Origin of the sequence: Blautia faecicola, from assembly GCF_004123145.1 — a bacterium.
Taxonomy (GTDB): Bacteria; Bacillota; Clostridia; order Lachnospirales; family Lachnospiraceae; genus Oliverpabstia; species Oliverpabstia faecicola.
This window is the reverse complement of the sequence record NZ_SDKC01000001.1, coordinates 2,242,283-2,260,820: the sequence shown is the minus strand read 5'-3', so window position 1 is coordinate 2,260,820 and position 18,538 is coordinate 2,242,283. Positions and strand designations below refer to the sequence as shown.

12 protein-coding genes are annotated in these 18,538 nt (G+C 46.7%); 11 read left to right on the top strand and 1 reads right to left on the bottom strand.

Annotated features, from left to right (window positions below; translation table 11 throughout):
* Window positions 1-32: 32 nt before the first annotated feature.
* Entirely contained in the window at window positions 33-1,094 is a 1,062-nt protein-coding gene (locus ETP43_RS10170; protein ID WP_129257972.1) for an FUSC family protein, read from the bottom strand.
* A 315-nt stretch (window positions 1,095-1,409) separates the two neighbouring features.
* On the opposite strand from ETP43_RS10170, the gene ETP43_RS10165 reads away from it, so the two are divergent.
* The 11 genes from ETP43_RS10165 to ETP43_RS10115 all read left to right on the top strand — a co-directional run bounded on the left by ETP43_RS10165 (window position 1,410) and on the right by ETP43_RS10115 (window position 18,513).
* Entirely contained in the window at window positions 1,410-5,378 is a 3,969-nt protein-coding gene (locus ETP43_RS10165) for an MBG domain-containing protein (protein WP_129257971.1), read from the top strand.
* Window positions 5,379-5,560: 182 nt separating this feature from the next.
* Entirely contained in the window at window positions 5,561-6,796 is a 1,236-nt protein-coding gene (locus ETP43_RS10160; RefSeq protein WP_243114339.1) for a peptidoglycan-binding protein, read from the top strand.
* Window positions 6,797-6,943: 147 nt separating this feature from the next.
* A complete protein-coding gene (locus ETP43_RS17930) occupies window positions 6,944-8,794 on the top strand; it encodes a 3D domain-containing protein (protein ID WP_129257969.1) in 1,851 nt (616 codons plus the stop codon).
* A gap of 211 nt (window positions 8,795-9,005) precedes the next feature.
* Complete coding sequence (locus ETP43_RS10150; protein ID WP_129257968.1) at window positions 9,006-10,013, top strand: deoxyguanosinetriphosphate triphosphohydrolase; 1,008 nt, start codon at window positions 9,006-9,008, stop codon at window positions 10,011-10,013.
* Between the two features lie 178 nt (window positions 10,014-10,191).
* Window positions 10,192-11,976 (top strand): DNA primase, encoded by a 1,785-nt coding sequence (gene dnaG / locus ETP43_RS10145; protein WP_129257967.1) that lies wholly within the window; start codon window positions 10,192-10,194, stop codon window positions 11,974-11,976.
* Between the two features lie 40 nt (window positions 11,977-12,016).
* Complete coding sequence (gene rpoD / locus ETP43_RS10140; protein ID WP_129257966.1) at window positions 12,017-13,126, top strand: RNA polymerase sigma factor RpoD; 1,110 nt, start codon at window positions 12,017-12,019, stop codon at window positions 13,124-13,126.
* On the top strand, window positions 13,126-13,827 hold the full coding sequence (locus tag ETP43_RS10135) for a tRNA (adenine(22)-N(1))-methyltransferase (protein ID WP_129257965.1): 702 nt from the start codon (window positions 13,126-13,128) through the stop codon (window positions 13,825-13,827). The genes rpoD and ETP43_RS10135 overlap by 1 nt, the downstream gene beginning before the upstream one ends.
* Complete coding sequence (locus tag ETP43_RS10130) at window positions 13,824-14,594, top strand: Nif3-like dinuclear metal center hexameric protein (RefSeq protein ID WP_129257964.1); 771 nt, start codon at window positions 13,824-13,826, stop codon at window positions 14,592-14,594. The genes ETP43_RS10135 and ETP43_RS10130 overlap by 4 nt, the downstream gene beginning before the upstream one ends.
* 24 nt (window positions 14,595-14,618) lie before the next feature.
* Window positions 14,619-16,286, top strand: coding sequence for a nucleoside kinase (locus ETP43_RS10125; RefSeq protein ID WP_129257963.1), 1,668 nt, complete (start codon window positions 14,619-14,621; stop codon window positions 16,284-16,286).
* 101 nt (window positions 16,287-16,387) lie between these two features.
* A complete protein-coding gene (locus ETP43_RS10120) occupies window positions 16,388-17,008 on the top strand; it encodes a flavodoxin family protein (protein ID WP_129257962.1) in 621 nt (206 codons plus the stop codon).
* A complete protein-coding gene (locus tag ETP43_RS10115) occupies window positions 17,005-18,513 on the top strand; it encodes an FMN-binding protein (RefSeq protein WP_129257961.1) in 1,509 nt (502 codons plus the stop codon). The genes ETP43_RS10120 and ETP43_RS10115 overlap by 4 nt, the downstream gene beginning before the upstream one ends.
* The last annotated feature ends 25 nt before the right edge of the window (window positions 18,514-18,538 follow it).

The following is an 18,538-nucleotide window of genomic DNA, read 5'->3' as shown; positions in this document are numbered from 1 at the left end:
TCTAGCGTGATGCCGGACCCTCTTTAGTAATACTATCTTTGTTTGAAAGAAACTCTTTCTGTAACATTCACATGAATTTTATCCCAGAGCCTGTTGCAAAGAACCGTATAAGCAGCACCGAAGATGTTGGTTCCGATACGGAGAACCAGGGCGTAAGGAAGACCGAAAAGTGTGGTGGCGATGGAGAGGGCACCAAAGGTGTTGAAAACGGTCTGCCATGGATAGCTTGCAGAGTATCCAACGCCGATTCCGCCGATCATTCCGATATATGGGTACATACTCTCGGGAAGCAGAAAATAGAGCACCAGAAAAACAGCGCATCCGATGATATTGTATAATCCTCTCGGAACAGCACGTTGTTCACAGTCTTTTGTAAAAGGAAGACATACGGACATACAGGCGATTCCTGCCCACATGGCACGGGGAAGACCTGCCAAATTTATAAAAAGCATGGCACTCGAAACGATAAAAGTCAGTTTCAGATACCAGCGGCTTCTTGCAGAGTGCAGATCGAATTCGCGGAAAAGATCTGAAAAAGTTCTGCGGTAGGGACGATTTTTCTGATTCTTATAGAAAATCCCCATACACAGGAGCATTCCCACGAAAAGACCGATGACGCGAAGCAGATAGGCATGTCCCTGCACATCATATCCGGTCAGAAGAAGATAACCAAGAACAAAAGTGGAATGATTATACATAATAACATTGTGGCATCCAAAAATCATTAGTAACAGGATGCAGACAAGATGCACAAGAAATCCTGCTAGTGGCGGAAGCATATTTGCGAGACGCGGTCCGGTCATGAGAATAGCAAAGAGGAGGACGATAACACCAAGTCCATGTGTGGTTCGAATCCCGAAATCGGCCTGCCGGAGTACCAGAATAGCCAGAAGTACCGTAACACCTACGACGCTGTTCTCGGGTTCAAGAAATTTGCTGAAAAGAGAAACAACCGCTACACAAAAAGCCATGACCAAATATACTTTAAAATTGTAAATCAGAATATGGCGCCTTTTTTCTTTTGGGGTGGTAGTTTTGTGAATCAGTTGCTTGGATCCGGCAGAACTTAACTGCAGTTCCTGATAAAAAGTCATAAATTGATCATCCTTTCTATTTAAAAAGTAAAACGTAGAGGGAACTATAACGCAAAACAGGAGAAAGGTCAAGAGAAAAAGAGTTTGGTTATGGGAATTTGATAGTGCGGGACAACAGCTGGGCATGAAACGAATCGTGAACTGTACAGAAAAACGCAAGACTTATAAAAAATATGAAAAATTTGTAAAAAAAGCCGATTGACTTTTGGAAAAAAGCAAGGTAGGATAGATAAAAACTGTAGAGTGGAAAATAATTACAGTTTGTTCGGGTGATAAAGGAAGTCATCCGGAGAGGTTTTATGAGAGGAGAAAAATATGAAAAACCAGAAGTACAGGAAGTTACTTGCGTCAGTGCTGGTCTGTTCGATGATACTGGGGAATGTACCGGCTGCGGTTTATGCGGAAAGTGATGTACGGATGCAGGAAGTGCAGGAACAGCAGCAGGAAGAAGCTTCCGTGGATACGGAAGGAAACGGGAATGTTGTGGATTCTGAAAAAGACAAAGATGAGAACACAGCAGGAAGCAATGAAAGTGTGGAGACTTCGACAAACGATGCAACAGGGAAGGTGACAGAAGGTACGCAGTCCACAGAGCAGAAAGAAGCATCACAGGATGCAAAAAGCAGTGATGCAGCACAGTCCGCAGATACAGCGCCACAGAGCATGTCGGCAACACAGGCGGATACAGCGGAAAAAACGCTGGAGATCCATGCAACAGATGCCGTAAAAGGAGCCGGACTGCTGAGTAAATTTAACGAATGGTTTGGTACAGCTACCAAATATCGATATACGCAGGGCGAAAAACAGGCGGAGGTTTCCGCGTTAAACGCTCTGACGGATTATCATTTTTCAGCTGGCAGCATGACCGTTGAAAAATATGTGAATAAAGGAAGTGTTTTTAAACCAAAGTATGTGTGGGAGACTGCCGGAAGTGTTACGGTTAAAATCTATTATAATGTAACATTCAGCATCACAGATCTCACAGAAGCCGGCGTGCAGATGGATGGTGCGGATGTAACCGGTACGGTGAAAGTATACAGTGATGAAAGCAAAACTTTTACCGTGAAACAGATAGAAGGCTATACGACAACGGTAAAAACCAGCGAAACCGTGATGAATCCGGAAGCGGATGGTACATATAAGCTTTCTGCCCTGACAGCGGATACAACGATCAGCGTTGTATATGAGGCGTCGGAAGGTGTCAATATCTATGTGACGACACCGTCCAATGGAAGTATCCAGGTAAATGGTCAGACCGCAGACAGAATCCGGGTGGGACTGAATGAGAGTTATAACGTCAGTGCAGTACCGGAAAGTGGTTATGCAGTAGAGAACATTCTGGTCAATGGGACACCGGTGGAAAATGTTACCTATCAGAATCAGACGGCAACCGTTACATTGAATTCCGGTGCTGTCAACGATGCTGAGATTCAGGTGACAGCTGAGACTGTTGCATGTAATCTGGACGCAGCAGATGCGGAAGTGTCTTACCGTGAAGGAATGTCCATGGATAAGGTGACACAGAATATCTTTGATGCAGTCATGGGAACGGAAAGTGTACCGGAGGTAACGCTCAACAATCTTACAATAGAATACGATGCATCACTGACCGGTCTTGGAAACTGGAAAGCACTGGGATATCAGCCGGAATGGTATGAACCTACCTTACACAGTTTCGGAAAATCAACAGAAAAAATACGGATCACCTATTCGGGAACGGAGAAATATCCGTCCATGAGCAAGACGGTCATCATTACTTTAAAGGATTTGCGTGAGGCAACTACGGTTTCTGTAAATGACGGAATCATGATGAAATATCAGAGCACCGAAATGATGGATGCAGTGATCCGGGTTTTGATCGCACAGAATGCAACGGTGACCGATGCAGAAGGAAATGTGATCGATACAACAGCAGATGACTTTTCCTATACTCCGGCAACAGACGAATGGTCTGCGGGAGAACAGGAAATTACCGTTACTTATAATGGAAATGATGACTATCTTTCCAGCAGTACGACCACGGTTATCACAATCAAAAAAGGGGATGCCAGTGTATGGGTGAACAGCCAGAATATCAAATACGGCGAAAGCTTTTCACAGGTATTTGCGGCAGATCCGGCAGATGCAGTGCCGATAGGCATGATTGTGGGAATTGACGGAAACGGAAAAACTTTTGTCGGATTCGATGTGTCCAATGTAGTGATCAAACAGCAGATCCCTGTTATTGGTACAACGATAGAAATTCCGCTGGAAAATGCGATTCTGACGCTGGTACCGAGTGGAAAAGTAAAGATCGGAAATCTGATGACTATTATCAATAAACTTCCGAATCTGGGAGACAATGCAGGCGTTATTTCCGCAGTCCAGAAAATTGTGGATGCCATTCTGAAGATTTATCCGGCAGCAGCGGATTTTGAAATCTCTTTCAAGCGTCCGACAGAGTCCGGGGTATATCTGGCAGTTGGAGCATCCACGAGTCAGAACTATGAGACGGCAGTTGGTGTCGGCTATCTGACAATCGCTCCGCAGACCGAGAACGTAAAACTGGAGTTCAATAATCCGCTTCCGGAAGGCTGTACACTGACCTATCAGGAAGCACAGAACTTTGGATTTGGCGGAAAAGCCGTACAGAATGGACAGACTGTTACAGCCAATGTAAAAGCAAAATATTCCGGTGTGGCAAATACAGGTGAAGTAATCACATGCAGTGAGGAACCACTTCGTGAGCCTGGATCTTATATAGAAACCATCTATACCATTGGCGGAAACTATGTGGCAGAGCCGGTCATCAGATGCTATACCGTGAAGAGAGCGGAGACAGAGATCCGGTTCGACGGTGCAGATGCCGATAATATCTATACCGTTCCATACGACGGCAATCCACATGGGGTGACAGCCGGTGTATACAGTGGAGAGGAAAGAATTGCGGAAGCAAGTATTATTTATATGAGTTCTTCCGGATATAAGAGTGAAATTCCGCCGACAGAGACAGGCATGTACCAGGTAATGGCATCTTATGCAGGCAGCGACAAATACAAATGTATCGAAGCTGTCTATGCAAGACTGTTTATTGTACAGAAAGAGGTAACCGTTACACCGGACAGCTGTGGACCGGTTTATTATCGTGATACACTGCCGGAATTCACCTATACAGTGACCGATGCAAATGAGAATGTACTGTCAGCAGAAGAAATCGCAACACTTGGAACAATTTCCGTTGTGAAAACAGATCCTGCAGAGACAGCAGGTTTCTATACACTGACAACACAGATCGAAAATGCAAATAAAAACTATAAAATCAACTGTGTGGATCGTACCTTTGAGATTCGGAAAAGACCGGTTACCGTACAGACCGATTCTCTGGAAATGACATATGGCGATACCGTGCCATCCGTTACTTATACGGTTTATGATATGGACGGAACAGTTGCAGCACCGGAAAAAGTCAATGTGGCAGAGGATTTCCCTTCTCTGACTTTCGGTATTGAAGGACAGGAGGAAGGAAAATATCTGGCAGCCAATCAGGCATATGCGATTACTGCGACCGGACTGGAAAATGAGAACTTTGAGGTGACATATACAGCAGGTACACTTACGGTACAGCCAAGAAAACTCAGTGTTACCATTGACCCGAAACAAAAGACCGAGGGAGAAGAAGATCCGGAACTGACTTATGTAGCAGCCAGAGTGACAGATGAGGTAACTGCACAGGCGGCAGAAGAAAATGCGCTTGTGGACGGAGACGAGCTGGGAATCACGCTGACACGTGAAGCAGGAGAAGAACCGGGATTCTATGACATCTATGTCAATACCGCACAGATGAACAGCAACTATGTGTTAGCACAGGAGCCGGATGGAGCAGACAAGTTTGAAATTGTCAAGAAAGCTACGGATCCGGATGATAACAAACCGATCACTCCGGAAGAGCCAGATAAGAATCCGGAGGAGCCGGACAAAAACCCGGATAACAAGGATGATGAAAACGGCGGAACCAATACACCGGGAAATACGGACAATAACGGTGGAACCGCTACATCCGGAAACACGGATAATAACGGCGCAGGACAAGATACCGTTCAGGAAAATCCGACAACTGGCGATACAGCGAACAGCACAATAAACAAAGTAAGTAATACGGCAAATACAGCTGGAAGCACAACGGAGAGCAAAGGTGTGAATACAGGGGATACATCGAATGTAGTGATGTATCTGTGTATGATGGCAATTGCACTTGTGGCTGTAGCTGCAGGTGTAATCTTCAAAAGAAGATACAGAAAACAGTAAAAGACAGTAGCACAGAGAACCACAGAGGACGTTTTGTATAAAACAGAACCTGTGGTTCTTTTTGTATACCGCTTTCGCAATCGCCACACCGCCAGTCACAGAAACGGTTTGTGTGCATATATTAACCAAAACGGTCATCATTGAGAGGAACTCTCAAAATGTCATCTCCTGTTATAAAATCCATGCAGACCGCATCCGACCGTGGTCAGCTTCAGATCCAGATTGTGTCTCGGATTCAGAACCGACCCATCCGGGAAGCAAAAATCAGTATCAGTTATACCGGAGCGCCGGGGCAGCCGTTAGAACAGGTACAGACGAACAGCAGCGGGCAGACGGAAATGCTGGAACTTGCAGCACCGCCGGTGGAGTACAGCCTGCAGCCTTCGGTGGAACAGCCGTATTCGAAATACAATCTGAATGTGGAGGCAGAAGGATACGAACCGGTGGAAGTATCCGGAAGTGAGATCCTGTCCGGTGAGATCAGCAGACAGAAAATAGAACTTCGACCGCTCAGCGACGGTGCCTATGAAGATGTGGTGATCCCGGATCATACGTTGTTTGGTGATTATCCGGAAAAAATCCCGGAGGAAGAGGTGAAACCGGTGAATGAGTCCGGGGAAATCGTACTGAGCCGTGTGGTAATCCCGGAATATGTAGTGGTTCATGATGGCTCTCCGTCAGATTCAACCGCCAATAATTATTATGTGAGATACCGGGATTATATCAAAAATGTGGCGTGCAGCGAAATCTATGCAACCTGGCCGGCAGAGACGATCAAGGCAAATGTCCTGGCGATCATGTCGTTTACACTGAACCGCGTGTATACCGAATGGTATAGAAATAAAGGATACGATTTTACGATCACTTCGTCCACCGCCTTCGATCACAAATGGATCTACGGCCGCAACATTTTCGACAGTATCTCCAACATTGTGGATGAACTTTTTGAAAATTACCTGTCCCGTCCGAATGTCCGGCAGCCGATCCTGACGCAGTACTGCGATGGACAGAGAGTGACCTGTCCGCAGTGGATGAGTCAGTGGGGAAGTAAGTATCTGGGAGATCAGAACTATACTGCGATCGAGATTCTCAGAAACTATTACGGGGACAGCATGTACATCAATTCCGCGGAGGAAATCTCCGGGATTCCGGCATCCTGGCCGGGATATGATCTGGATATCGGGGCGAGCGGTGTGAAAGTGAGACAGATCCAGGAACAGCTAAATACGATCGGAGAAGTTTACACGGAAGTTCCGCAGGGACCGGTGGACGGAATTTACGGAGAGCGGACAAAAGAGGCAGTCCGGCAGTTTCAGTCCGTGTTTGGACTGGGGCAGACGGGAATTGTCGATTATCCGACCTGGTATAAGATTCAGGAAATCTATGTGGGCATTACGCGGATTGCAGAACTGTATTGAAGAAAGTTCGGTGATTAGCATAAATTTTATGGATAAAATTTGTCAATAATGCCAGCATTACAATTTTGACAGGAAAACTATAAAGGATTATAATAGATAATCAGGGGAATATACGTGACGAGGAGCAACAGGAGGAAATACCAGAAAGTGATAAGAAAAAAATGGAAACGCATGCTGGCACTGTCCATGGCATGTACGATGACAGTATCTATGGCAGTGCCGGCTGTGGCTGCACAGGAGGGAGAAACCAGTTTACAGACGGCAGAGGCAGCAGAATTACAGGAGACCCCGGAACAGTTTGAGGCAAGAACGGGATATCATTTACCGGATGGATATACATATGTATTGAATAACGGTTTTGTGATCATACAGACAGATGGTTCGCCACAGATTACACCGGTTGCAACGCCGGAACCGACACCGGAGGAAACACCGACGCCAACAGTGACGCCAACGCCATCGGCAACACCGGATGTGACAACACCAACTCCGGCACCGACAGAGACAACCACACAGCCATCTGCGACACCGGAAGCAATCACAACACCGGAAGCGGCAGATCCGGCGCAGGAGGCAGAAGCGGAAAATATACCGGTTATTACCGCATTTCCACAGTCGGTAGAAGTGCCGGTGACCGTAGAAGATTATCGTTTCTGGACGGTATCAGCCAGCAAAAAAGCAGCACAGGCGAAGGCAAATCTGGAGATCAAAGAAGAGATGTCTGAGGATTCCCGGAGCGTGGGAAGTCTGAAAGAGGGCGGTATCTGCTATATCTTAAAGAAAGAAGAAGGCTGGTACTATGTGGAGTCCGGAAATGTCCGTGGCTTTGTAGAGAAAAAAGCGGTGAAAAAAATCGGAGATAAGAATGAAGCACTGCTGACTCCGGTTTATGCGGTGGAGATGATCGCACCGGCGGAAAATCAGGCGTACACCTATTATCGTGCGACGATTCAGCAGACCGAAGCAAAAAAAAGCTATGCACTGTGCAAAGGTGATGAGCTGAATATCCGGGCGGATAAGAACACAGACAGTGAGATCGTCGGAACGATGAAAAAAGGAAATCTGTGCTATATTCTGGCAGATGAGACGGAAGAATGGGTGTATGTGGAATCCGGAGAGGTCCGTGGATTTGTAAAGAAAGAATACCTGCAAACCGGCAAGAAAGTAAATAAAAAAGTGAAAAAGACCGGGGAGGATCAGTTTACACTGGCAGTTGCTCAGGTAGATCCGAAGGAGAATCCGGCACTTTATTATACAATTACTTCCATGAAAGCAGGAATTCCGGACGGAGCAATCCGTGATTCGATCGTGGATTACGCCAATGGGTTCCTCGGAACAGTCTGGGAGAAAGAAGGAACCAGTCTTTGCGAGGGAATCGACACGAAGGAATTTGCCGAGCAGATTTATGAGGCGTACGGATATGATGTTACGGATAAAGATGGAAATGTACAGGAACAGGGAAAGGTTTCTGTGGATCAGGCAAAACCGGGCGATGTAATCTGTTACGGATCCGGGGAGGAAGCAAGTGCAGCCGGTATCTATGTGGGTGACGGCAAGATAGTACAGGCTTCTGAGACGAGAGGAAAAGTAGCGACGGTAAAGGTAGATACCACGCAGGAGAGTTTTGCACTGGAACTTTTTGAAGATACGAAAGTGATCGCAGGAAGTAAGAATATCAGCGAGGTCAATGCAACAGAAGCGATGTACGGACAGGATCTGGGGCTTTTTAAGCTGACATATTACTGTGCCTGTGCAAAGTGCTGCGGAAAGGCAACCGGAATTACGGCTTCGGGAGCGAGAGTTGCGGAAGGAGAAACGATTGCGGTGGATCCTTCGGTGATTCCTTATGGAACGAAGGTTATTATCAACGGACATATTTTTACGGCGCAGGATTGCGGCAGCGGAGTGAAGGAGAATCATATTGATATCTATGTGGATGATCATGAGAGAGCACTGGCGCTGGGATGCAATTATGCGGAGGTGCATTTGATGAAATAAAGAGAAGGAACTGTCACACTCGGGTGAGTGTGGCAGTTTTTGTCTCTATATAAAAAATAAATTTCGATAAATGTATACACAATTAAGTGAATACAGCGAAGAAATGGGAAAATAAAAAGGATTTTGCGGGAGAGGGGTGGAATATATTTAACAGAATAGGTGAAAAAGAAATGTCTTTTTGGCGTTTTTTGTAATGGAAGGGGTGGTGTGTTTGAATATCAGGGAACGGGCAGAAGAACGGGAGTATCAGTATCTGAGTCCATATGCTTCGCACAGCAGGGAGTCGAAGGGACGGGCGCGTGTGGAGGAGGAGTGTGATATCCGGACGGTTTATCAGAGAGACCGGGATCGGATTATTCATTCGAAGGCGTTTCGGAGGCTCAAGGATAAGACGCAGGTGTTTCTGGCGGCGCAGGGGGATCATTATCGGACCCGGCTGACGCATACGCTGGAGGTGTCGCAGACGGCGCGGACGATCGCGAAGGCACTGGAACTGAATGAGGATCTGGTGGAGGCGATTGCGCTGGGACATGATCTCGGACATACGCCGTTCGGGCATGCGGGTGAGTCGGCGCTGAATGAGATCTGCCCGGAAGGCTTTGCTCATTTTAAGCAGAGTGTCCGGGTGGTGGATCGGCTGGAGAAGAATGGGGAAGGGCTGAACCTGACCTGGGAGGTACGGGATGGAATGTTGAATCACCGGACATCCGGCACACCGCATACGCTGGAAGGACAGGTGGTGCGGCTGTGTGATAAGATTTCCTATATCCATCATGATATGGACGACGCACAGAGAGCCGGGATTTTTCAGGAAGATGATATCCCGATTACAATCCGGGTGACACTGGGAGATTCCTGTAAGGAACGGTTAAATACATTGATTCATGATACCATTCGAAACAGTTACGGCAAAGATAAGGTGGAAATGACGCAGGAGATCGGAGAGGCAATGCGGGAACTGCGGGCACTGATGTTTCGAAGTGTTTATAATAATCCGGTAGCGAAAAAGGAAGAGGAAAAAGCAAAGACCATGCTGCAGGAGATGTACCTGTACTACAGCAAACACCCCGAGCAGATGTCCGGAGAATATCAGAAGCTGATCGCAGAAGGTGAGAGTAAGGAACGTGTGGTATGCGATTATATTTCCGGTATGACGGATCAGTATGCGATGGCAAAATTCAAAGAACTCTTTATTCCAGCAGCCTGGGCGGTATATTGATCAGACCAGATATCTGCCAAAGAAAAGAAATTATATAAAAAGACAAAACAGTAGCGAAAAACGCGAATTTTGTCGAAGAAAAAGAGAAGCCGGACAAATAAAAAAGGATATTGTCGCCGCACGGGGAATATATATATACGTGGGTAAATGACAACAGTGGATAAAGGAGAGAGAAAACATGCGTTATTCGGATGATCTGATCGAAGAAATTCGAATGAAAAACGATATTGTAGATGTGATTTCCGGCTATGTGAAATTGCAGCGAAAAGGAAGTTCTTATTTCGGACTTTGTCCCTTTCATAATGAAAAATCACCGTCATTTTCCGTAAGTCCCGGAAAACAGATGTATTACTGCTTTGGATGCGGAGCAGGTGGTAATGTATTTACCTTTCTGATGGAATATGAGAATTTTACATTCCCGGAAGCACTGGAGATGCTGGCGGACCGCGCAGGAGTGGAACTTCCGAAGCTGGAATATTCCAAAGAAGCAAAAGAACAGGCGGATCTGAAATCAGCACTTCTTCAGATTAATAAAGAAGCGGCGAAGTTTTATTACTATCAGCTGCGTCAGAAAGTCGGGGAACAGGGGATGGCGTACCTGAAAGGCAGAGAACTCAGCGATGAGACAATCAATAAGTTCGGTCTCGGGTATTCTGATAAGTTCAGCAACAACCTGTACCGCTATCTGAAGGGAAAAGGATATTCCGATGATCTGCTGAGACAGTCAGGACTGTTTAATGTGGATGAAAAACGTGGCATGTACGATAAGTTCTGGAACCGTGTGATCTATCCGATTATGGATGTAAACAACCGCGTGATCGGATTTGGCGGCAGGGTTATGGGGGATGCGAAGCCCAAATACCTGAACTCCCCGGAGACGAAGATCTTTGACAAGAGCCGGAACCTGTACGGACTGAATATGGCGCGTTCATCGAGAAAGAAAAACCTGATCATCTGCGAGGGTTACATGGATGTGATCTCCATGCACCAGGCAGGATTTAACAATGCAGTGGCGTCTCTGGGAACGGCGCTGACCTCCCAGCAGGCGAGTCTTCTGAAACGGTATACTGATGAAGTCCTGATCATCTATGACAGTGACGAGGCGGGTGTGAAAGCGGCACTTCGGGCGATTCCGATGTTAAAGACTGCCGGACTTTCCACAAAGGTGATCAATCTGAGACCTTACAAGGATCCGGATGAATTTATCAAAAACATGGGAAAAGAAGCGTTTCAGGAGCGGCTGGATCATGGAATGAACAGCTTTATGTATGAACTGAAAGCACTGGAGGGTCAGTACGATATGGAAGACCCGCAGGGCAGAACGGACTTTTTCAAAGAGACGGCAAAACGGCTGCTGCGTTTTGAGGATGAGCTGGAACGGAGCAGTTATATCAAAACCATTGCCCGAACCTATCAGGTGGAGCCGGAGGAACTCAGAAAAATGGTCAACCGGCTGGCGATGAAAGGTGCAGGAATGACAGAGACCGTCAAACCAAAATCGGGTCAGAACCGTAATAAAGAAAAGCAGAACGGATACGAGGTATCCCAGAAACTGATGCTTACCTGGCTGACATCTTATCCGGAGATTTTCGGGGAGGTGAGCCGGTATATCGGACCGGATGATTTTACCAGACCCCTCTATCATCAGGTTGCCGAACTGTTGTATGAACAGTACCGGCAGGGGGAACCGAACCCGGCAAGACTTCTGAACCAGTTTACGGACAGCGAAGAACAGACCGAGGTGGCAGCTGTATTTAACGCCACGATACCGCTGGATTCGGAACAGGAGAGGGAGCAGGCATTACTGGATGTGATATGCAGAATGAAGGAAGACAGTATCGCGCACCGCACGGAGCATCTGGTACCTACGGACATGCAGGGGCTGATGCAGCTGATGCAGGCGAAAAAAGAGCTGGAAGAACTGAAAGCCGGAAAGCTGCATTTGCATATTTCTTTTCGTTAAGGATAAAATATAAACAATATATGGAAGGATGGAAAAACAGATGGAAATGGATAAAGCCCAATTTGCAGAACAGTTGAAAAACCTTGTGGAATTAGGCAAGAAGAAGAAAAATGTGCTGGAGTATCAGGAAATCAATGATTTCTTCAAAGGAATCACCCTGAACAACGAGCAGATGGATCTGATCTTTGAATATCTGGAATCCAACGGTGTGGATGTACTCCGGGTAACCGAAGATGACGCACTGCTGGATAACGAAGACATGCATATGGAAGAAGAGGAAGTGGATCTGGAAAATATTGACCTTTCCGTGCCGGAAGGTGTTAGCATCGAAGATCCGGTCCGTATGTACCTGAAAGAAATCGGTAAAGTACCGCTTCTGAGTGCAGAAGAAGAGATCGAGCTGGCAAAACGAATGGAAAACGGAGATCAGGCAGCGAAAAAACGTCTGGCAGAAGCCAACCTTCGTCTGGTAGTCAGCATCGCAAAACGTTATGTGGGACGTGGCATGCTGTTCCTGGATCTGATTCAGGAAGGTAACTTGGGGTTGATCAAAGCAGTAGAAAAATTCGATTACACCAAAGGATACAAGTTCAGTACCTATGCAACCTGGTGGATCCGTCAGGCAATCACCCGTGCGATCGCCGATCAGGCGAGAACGATCCGTATTCCGGTGCATATGGTAGAAACCATCAACAAACTGATCCGTGTGTCCAGACAGTTATTGCAGGAGTTAGGCCGTGAACCTACGCCGGAAGAGATCGCAGAAGAGATGAACATGCCGGTAGAGAGAGTCCGTGAGATCTTGAAGATCTCTCAGGAACCGGTATCTCTGGAAACCCCGATCGGTGAAGAGGAAGACAGCCACCTGGGAGATTTTATCCAGGATGATAATGTTCCGGTACCGGCAGATGCGGCAGCATTTACCCTGTTAAAAGAACAGCTGGTAGAGGTGCTGAGCACGCTGACCGAGAGAGAACAGAAAGTACTTCGCCTGCGTTTTGGTCTGGATGATGGAAGAGCCAGAACGCTGGAAGAAGTAGGAAAAGAATTCAATGTCACAAGAGAACGTATCCGTCAGATCGAAGCGAAAGCGTTAAGAAAACTGCGTCACCCCAGTCGCAGCAGAAAGCTGAAGGATTACCTGGATTAATGGAATTATCCAGAAGACTTCGGATGAATGCTTCTTTTGTGACACCGGGGAACCGGCTGGCAGATGTGGGAACGGATCACGGATATATTCCGATCGCTCTGCGTCTCGAAGGCGTGATCCCGTCGGCGCTGGCGATGGATATCAATCCGGGACCGCTCGAGCGTGCAAAAGAGCATATACGACAATTTGATCTGGAAACAGATATACATACCCGCCTCTCCGATGGTGTACAGGCTCTGTGCCCTGGGGAGGCGGATTCTGTCCTGATTGCCGGTATGGGCGGGGCGCTGACGATAAAGATCCTGGAAGCGGGGAAAGATGTACTTTCTTCCGTACAGGAACTGATCTTACAGCCCCAGTCGGAGATCGACAAAGTGCGGTTGTACCTTCTGACCCACGGCTATGCGATCACCGGAGAAGAGATGGTGTTCGAGGACGGAAAATATTATCCCGCCATGCGGGCAGTACATGGGGAAATGCCGCTGTGGCAGGATGTGGAGTTACAGTATGGAAAGTATCTGCTGGAAGAGAAACATCCGGTATTACAGGAATATCTGAAAGAAAAAGAGAAAACCTGTAAAAAAATACAGGAAAAACTTGCAGCAGACGGGAAAAAAGCAGAAAAGATCACCGCACGGCAAAAAGAGCTGGAAGATGAACTCCGGCTGATCGGGCAGGCACTGGAGGTGTATGAACGATGACCTGTAAAGAAATCATGGAAAAACTGGAAGAACGGTGGAATCCTTCCTATGCACTGGAATGGGATAACGTAGGACTTCTGGTGGGAAGAGAAGACAAGGAGATCAAAAAGGTTTTCACGGCGCTGGATGCCACGGAGGAGACGATTGCACAGGCACTGGAATTCGGTGCGGATCTTCTGATCACGCATCATCCGATGTTGTTTTCTCCGGTAAAGAAGGTGACAAGTGCAGATTTTATCGGTCGCAGACTGATCACGATGATCCAGGCGGATCTGTGTTATTATGCGATGCATACAAACTTTGATGTGAAGGGTATGGCACAGCTGAACCAGGAATGTCTGGGGCTTGCGGAATGTGAAGTACTCGAAGAGACCGCTCCCGGGGAAGGGATCGGAAAAGTGGGTGTGCTGGATGCACCGATGGATCTGAAAACATTTGCCGAAAAAGTAAGAAATGACTTTGAGATTCCGGATGTACGGATGTACGGGGATCCGGCAAAAAGCGTCTGTCGTGTGGCAGTCAGCAGCGGATCCGGAAAAAGTATGATCCGTGGCGCGATCGCCAAGGGCGCGGATGTGATCGTCACCGGAGATGTGGACTATCATTCCGCAATCGATGCGGTAGCACAGGGAATCGCTGTGATCGATGCCGGTCATTATGGAACAGAATATGGATTTATCGCATATATGAAACAGGAATTGGAAGCAATGTTTCCGGAACTTGAAGTTGGCTCCGCCAGAGTACATCATCCGTACGAGGTGGTGTAGCGGCAGATGAAAGGAGTGGTGAAGATGGGACTTAAGATGTGTAAAGTAACAGTCGGTACCAGACAGAAGGAATATCCGGATGGAACGCCTTATGGAGAAATTGTCAAGGATTTTGACCAGGACTGTAAGTATCCGGTTGTACTGGTGACGGTGGATGGAAAGCTTCGCGAACTTCACAAAAAGATACACCGGGACTGTCAGATCTCACTAGTGACGGTGGCAGACAGTATCGGGCATAAAACCTACAAAAGAAGTATGAATCTGCTGCTGTTAAAGGCGATTTATCATGTGGCAGGACATGAGAAAATCAGAAAAATCGTCCTGCATTTTACGGTGGGAGAGGGATTTTATTATACGATCGACGGAGATGTGACGATCGATCAGCCGTTTCTGAATCGGGTGGAAGCGTATATGCACGAACTGGTGAAAAAACGTGCGCCGGTGATGAAACGGAGTGTGTCTACGGCTTCTGCGATTGATCTCTTTCACAAATATGGTATGTATGACAAAGAAAAACTGTTTCGTTACCGGAGAAGTTCCCGGGTAAATATCTATAATCTGGAGGAATTTGAGGATTATTTTTACGGGTATATGGTATGGCATACCGGATATCTGAAATATTTCAAATTGTATCCGTATGACGAGGGCTTTGTGATGCAGATGCCGACCCGGAAAGAACCGGAAAAACTGCCGCCGTTTACGCCGTCACCGAAGATTTTTCAGGTGCAGAAAGAAGCGGAAAAATGGGGCGAGATGATGGGAGTTTCCGTGGTAGGGGAACTGAACGAGAAGATCTCGAAAGGAAAAATGCAGGAACTGCTGCTGATCTCGGAAGCCCTGCAGGAGGGAAGAATCTCAAAGATCGCAGAGCAGATCATCGAGCGTGGCGGTGTAAAATTCGTTATGATCGCCGGACCGTCCTCTTCAGGAAAAACCACATTTTCTCATCGCCTGTCAATCCAGCTGGCGGCTCACGGGATGAAACCGCATCCGATCGCGGTGGATAATTATTTTGTGAACCGGGAAGATACGCCGCGGGATGAAAACGGGGACTACAATTATGAATGTCTCGAAGCCATCGATGTAGAACTTTTCAACCGTGATATGAATGCGCTGCTCAAGGGTGAGCGGGTGGAACTGCCGCGCTTTAATTTCAAACTGGGAAAACGGGAGTACAAAGGCGATTTCCTGCAGATGCAGCCGAACGATATTCTGGTGATCGAGGGAATCCACGGACTGAACGACCGGCTGAGCTATTCGCTTCCGACGGAGAGCAAATTCAAGATCTATATCAGTGCGCTGACGCAGTTAAATATTGACGAACACAACCGGATTCCGACGACGGACGGACGATTGATTCGCCGGATTGTCCGGGATAACCGAACCCGCGGAACGAGTGCGAAAGCAACGATTGCGATGTGGCCGTCGGTTCGCCGTGGAGAGGATGAAAATATCTTCCCCTATCAGGAACAGGCAGATGCAATGTTTAACTCGGCACTTCTGTATGAACTGGCAGTGCTGAAACTGTACGCGGAGCCGGTACTCTTCCAGATCGGTCCGGACGAACCGGAGTATCAGGAAGCGAAGCGGCTGTTAAAATTTCTGGATTATTTTGTGGGGATCCCCAGTGAGGATATCCCGAAGAACTCTATCCTGAGGGAATTTGTGGGCGGCAGCTGTTTTGATGTGTAAAATAATGTGCGAAAAATATATATTTATAAAAGATATATGAAAAAATGTCAGGGGTGAAAGTGATTTTGTCCCTGGCATTTTCAAAAGAAAGGGTGGAAAGTATGAAAGTATTGATGTTAAACGGAAGCGCAAAAAAAGAAGGCAATACATACCAGTCTCTTCTGGAAGTAGGAAAGGAACTGGAAAGACAGGGCATCGAGTATGAGATCTTTCAGATCGGCAGTCAGCCGGTGAGAGACTGTATCGGATGCGGACAGTGTAATGAAAATGGCTGTGTGTTTGCGGATGACAAAGTCAATGAATTCGTGGCAAAGGCGAAAGAGGCGGACGGATTTGTCTTCGGTACACCGGTCTATTATGCACATCCAAGTGGACGGATCCTGTCATTTCTGGACAGAGTATTTTACAGCAGCGGCAGAGCATTTGCCTTCAAACCGGCGGCTTCTGTAGCAGTGGCAAGACGCGGTGGATGCAGTGCTTCCTTCGATGTACTGAATAAATATTATGGCATCTGCCAGATGCCGGTAGCCGGCTCTACTTACTGGAACATGGTACACGGCTGTGAACCGGGAGAAGTGAAGATGGATGCAGAGGGAATGCAGACCATGCGGAATCTGGCAAAGAACCTGGCCTGGATGATGAAATGTTTTGAAGCCGGAAAAGTAGCAGGTGTGTCACTTCCGGAGACAGAGAGAGGAAATCAGACAAACTTTATCCGATGATGAAAAAACAATATTCTAAGGTTATAAAAATTGTAATCCAGATTCTGTTTTTTCTGTGGATACCGGAGTCTTTTGCTGCCAGTCTGTATGCGGTAAAAAAGCTGATCCATGCAGTTTCGGTGATGGATTTTACTTATGCGCGGGAACCGGTTCTTCTGCTGCTGGAAACTGTTGTAACAACAGCGGTTTTCGGACGGTATTACTGCGGATATATCTGTAGTTTTGGTGCGGCACAGGATCTGAGTTATGATTTGGGAAACCTGATACGAAAACAGACAAAATACCGTAAGAAACGTATGCTTTCGGTGAAAACAGACAAAATTCTTTCCAAACTGAAATATCCTGTTCTGGTGATTGTGGCAGTGAGTGCTGTCTGGAAGAAAAATCTGCTGGATGTCATCAGCCCCTGGAAGGGATTTGCCAGTCTGCTGTCCCTGCTGAGAGGAAATTTCAGCAAAGAGAATCTGATTTCTGCAGGTGTCTGGATCTGTATCATTGTTCTGGTCATATCGGCAGTATTTTTCAGAGCGTTTTGCAGATATCTGTGTCCGATGGGAGCAATTTATACACTGCTTTCCTTTTTCTCTTTGGACAGAAGAAAGCGAAGCTGCAAAAACAGCGGAGATTGTTCAATCTGTCCGTATCAGTGCAAACAGCAGAAAAGTAACCGCTGGGGTCTTGCGGTGACAATACTTGTCTTTTCCTGCATGAATCTGTATCTGTTAAAAGCAACGGGAAATGAAACGGCAAGCGTAACAGCAGATGTAAAAGTGACAGAGAAAGGGTCGTATACAGATGGAACGTATACAGGAACCGGTAATGGATTCCGTGGTAAGATCGATGTGACGGTCACTATTAAAAATGGAAATATTTCTGATGTGCAGGTGCAGGATTATGAAGATGATGCTACTTATATGCAGAGCGTTATCAGAGAGCTGATTCCGAAAGTGCTGAAAGAACAATCAACAGAGGTGGATACGGTTTCCGGTGCGACCTACAGCAGCAAAGGACTCCTGAAAGCTGTAGATCAGGCGATTTATCCGGAAAAAACAGAAAACGGGACAGATGTCACGAGTCAGATCCGGCTGAAAGACGGTAACTATGAGGGAACAGCCAATGGCTTTCGCGGAGAAATCAAAGTAGAAGTTACGGTAAAAGATCAGAAAGCAGAAAAAATCAGAATTCTATCTTATTATGACAATGAGGAATATCTTTTCCATGTGGCACCGGCAGTGATCACAGAAGTGCTGGAAAATAAACCGCTGGATACCGATGCTGTTTCGGGCGCGACATACAGCTGTAATGGTCTGACCAGAGCCATAGAAAATGCGTTGCAGGTAGAGGAAGATACCTATACCATTCTGGAAGCAAAACCACGCGCCGAAAAACATAAGAAAGCGCACCATCAGGTTCAGAAATTCGTAGAATCGGAGGAACAGTACGAAGAACTTGTGGAAAAATACAAAGAACTGATTTACGATTCCAACGGAAAGAAAAAAGAATAAAAAGTGATAAAAAGGAGTTTTCAAA

Bases quoted from the DNA above. Each gene is read 5' to 3' on its own strand.
- ETP43_RS10135 (WP_129257965.1), top strand. From the start codon at position 13,126: ATGGAATTATCCAGAAGACTTCGGATGAATGCTTCTTTTGTGACACCG.
- ETP43_RS10160 (WP_243114339.1), top strand. From the start codon at position 5,561: ATGCAGACCGCATCCGACCGTGGTCAGCTTCAGATCCAGATTGTGTCT.
- ETP43_RS10165 (WP_129257971.1), top strand. From the start codon at position 1,410: ATGAAAAACCAGAAGTACAGGAAGTTACTTGCGTCAGTGCTGGTCTGT.
- ETP43_RS10125 (WP_129257963.1), top strand. From the start codon at position 14,619: ATGGGACTTAAGATGTGTAAAGTAACAGTCGGTACCAGACAGAAGGAA.
- rpoD (WP_129257966.1), top strand. From the start codon at position 12,017: ATGGAAATGGATAAAGCCCAATTTGCAGAACAGTTGAAAAACCTTGTG.
- dnaG (WP_129257967.1), top strand. From the start codon at position 10,192: ATGCGTTATTCGGATGATCTGATCGAAGAAATTCGAATGAAAAACGAT.
- ETP43_RS10170 (WP_129257972.1), bottom strand. From the start codon at position 1,094: ATGACTTTTTATCAGGAACTGCAGTTAAGTTCTGCCGGATCCAAGCAA.
- ETP43_RS10130 (WP_129257964.1), top strand. From the start codon at position 13,824: ATGACCTGTAAAGAAATCATGGAAAAACTGGAAGAACGGTGGAATCCT.
- ETP43_RS10120 (WP_129257962.1), top strand. From the start codon at position 16,388: ATGAAAGTATTGATGTTAAACGGAAGCGCAAAAAAAGAAGGCAATACA.
- ETP43_RS10115 (WP_129257961.1), top strand. From the start codon at position 17,005: ATGATGAAAAAACAATATTCTAAGGTTATAAAAATTGTAATCCAGATT.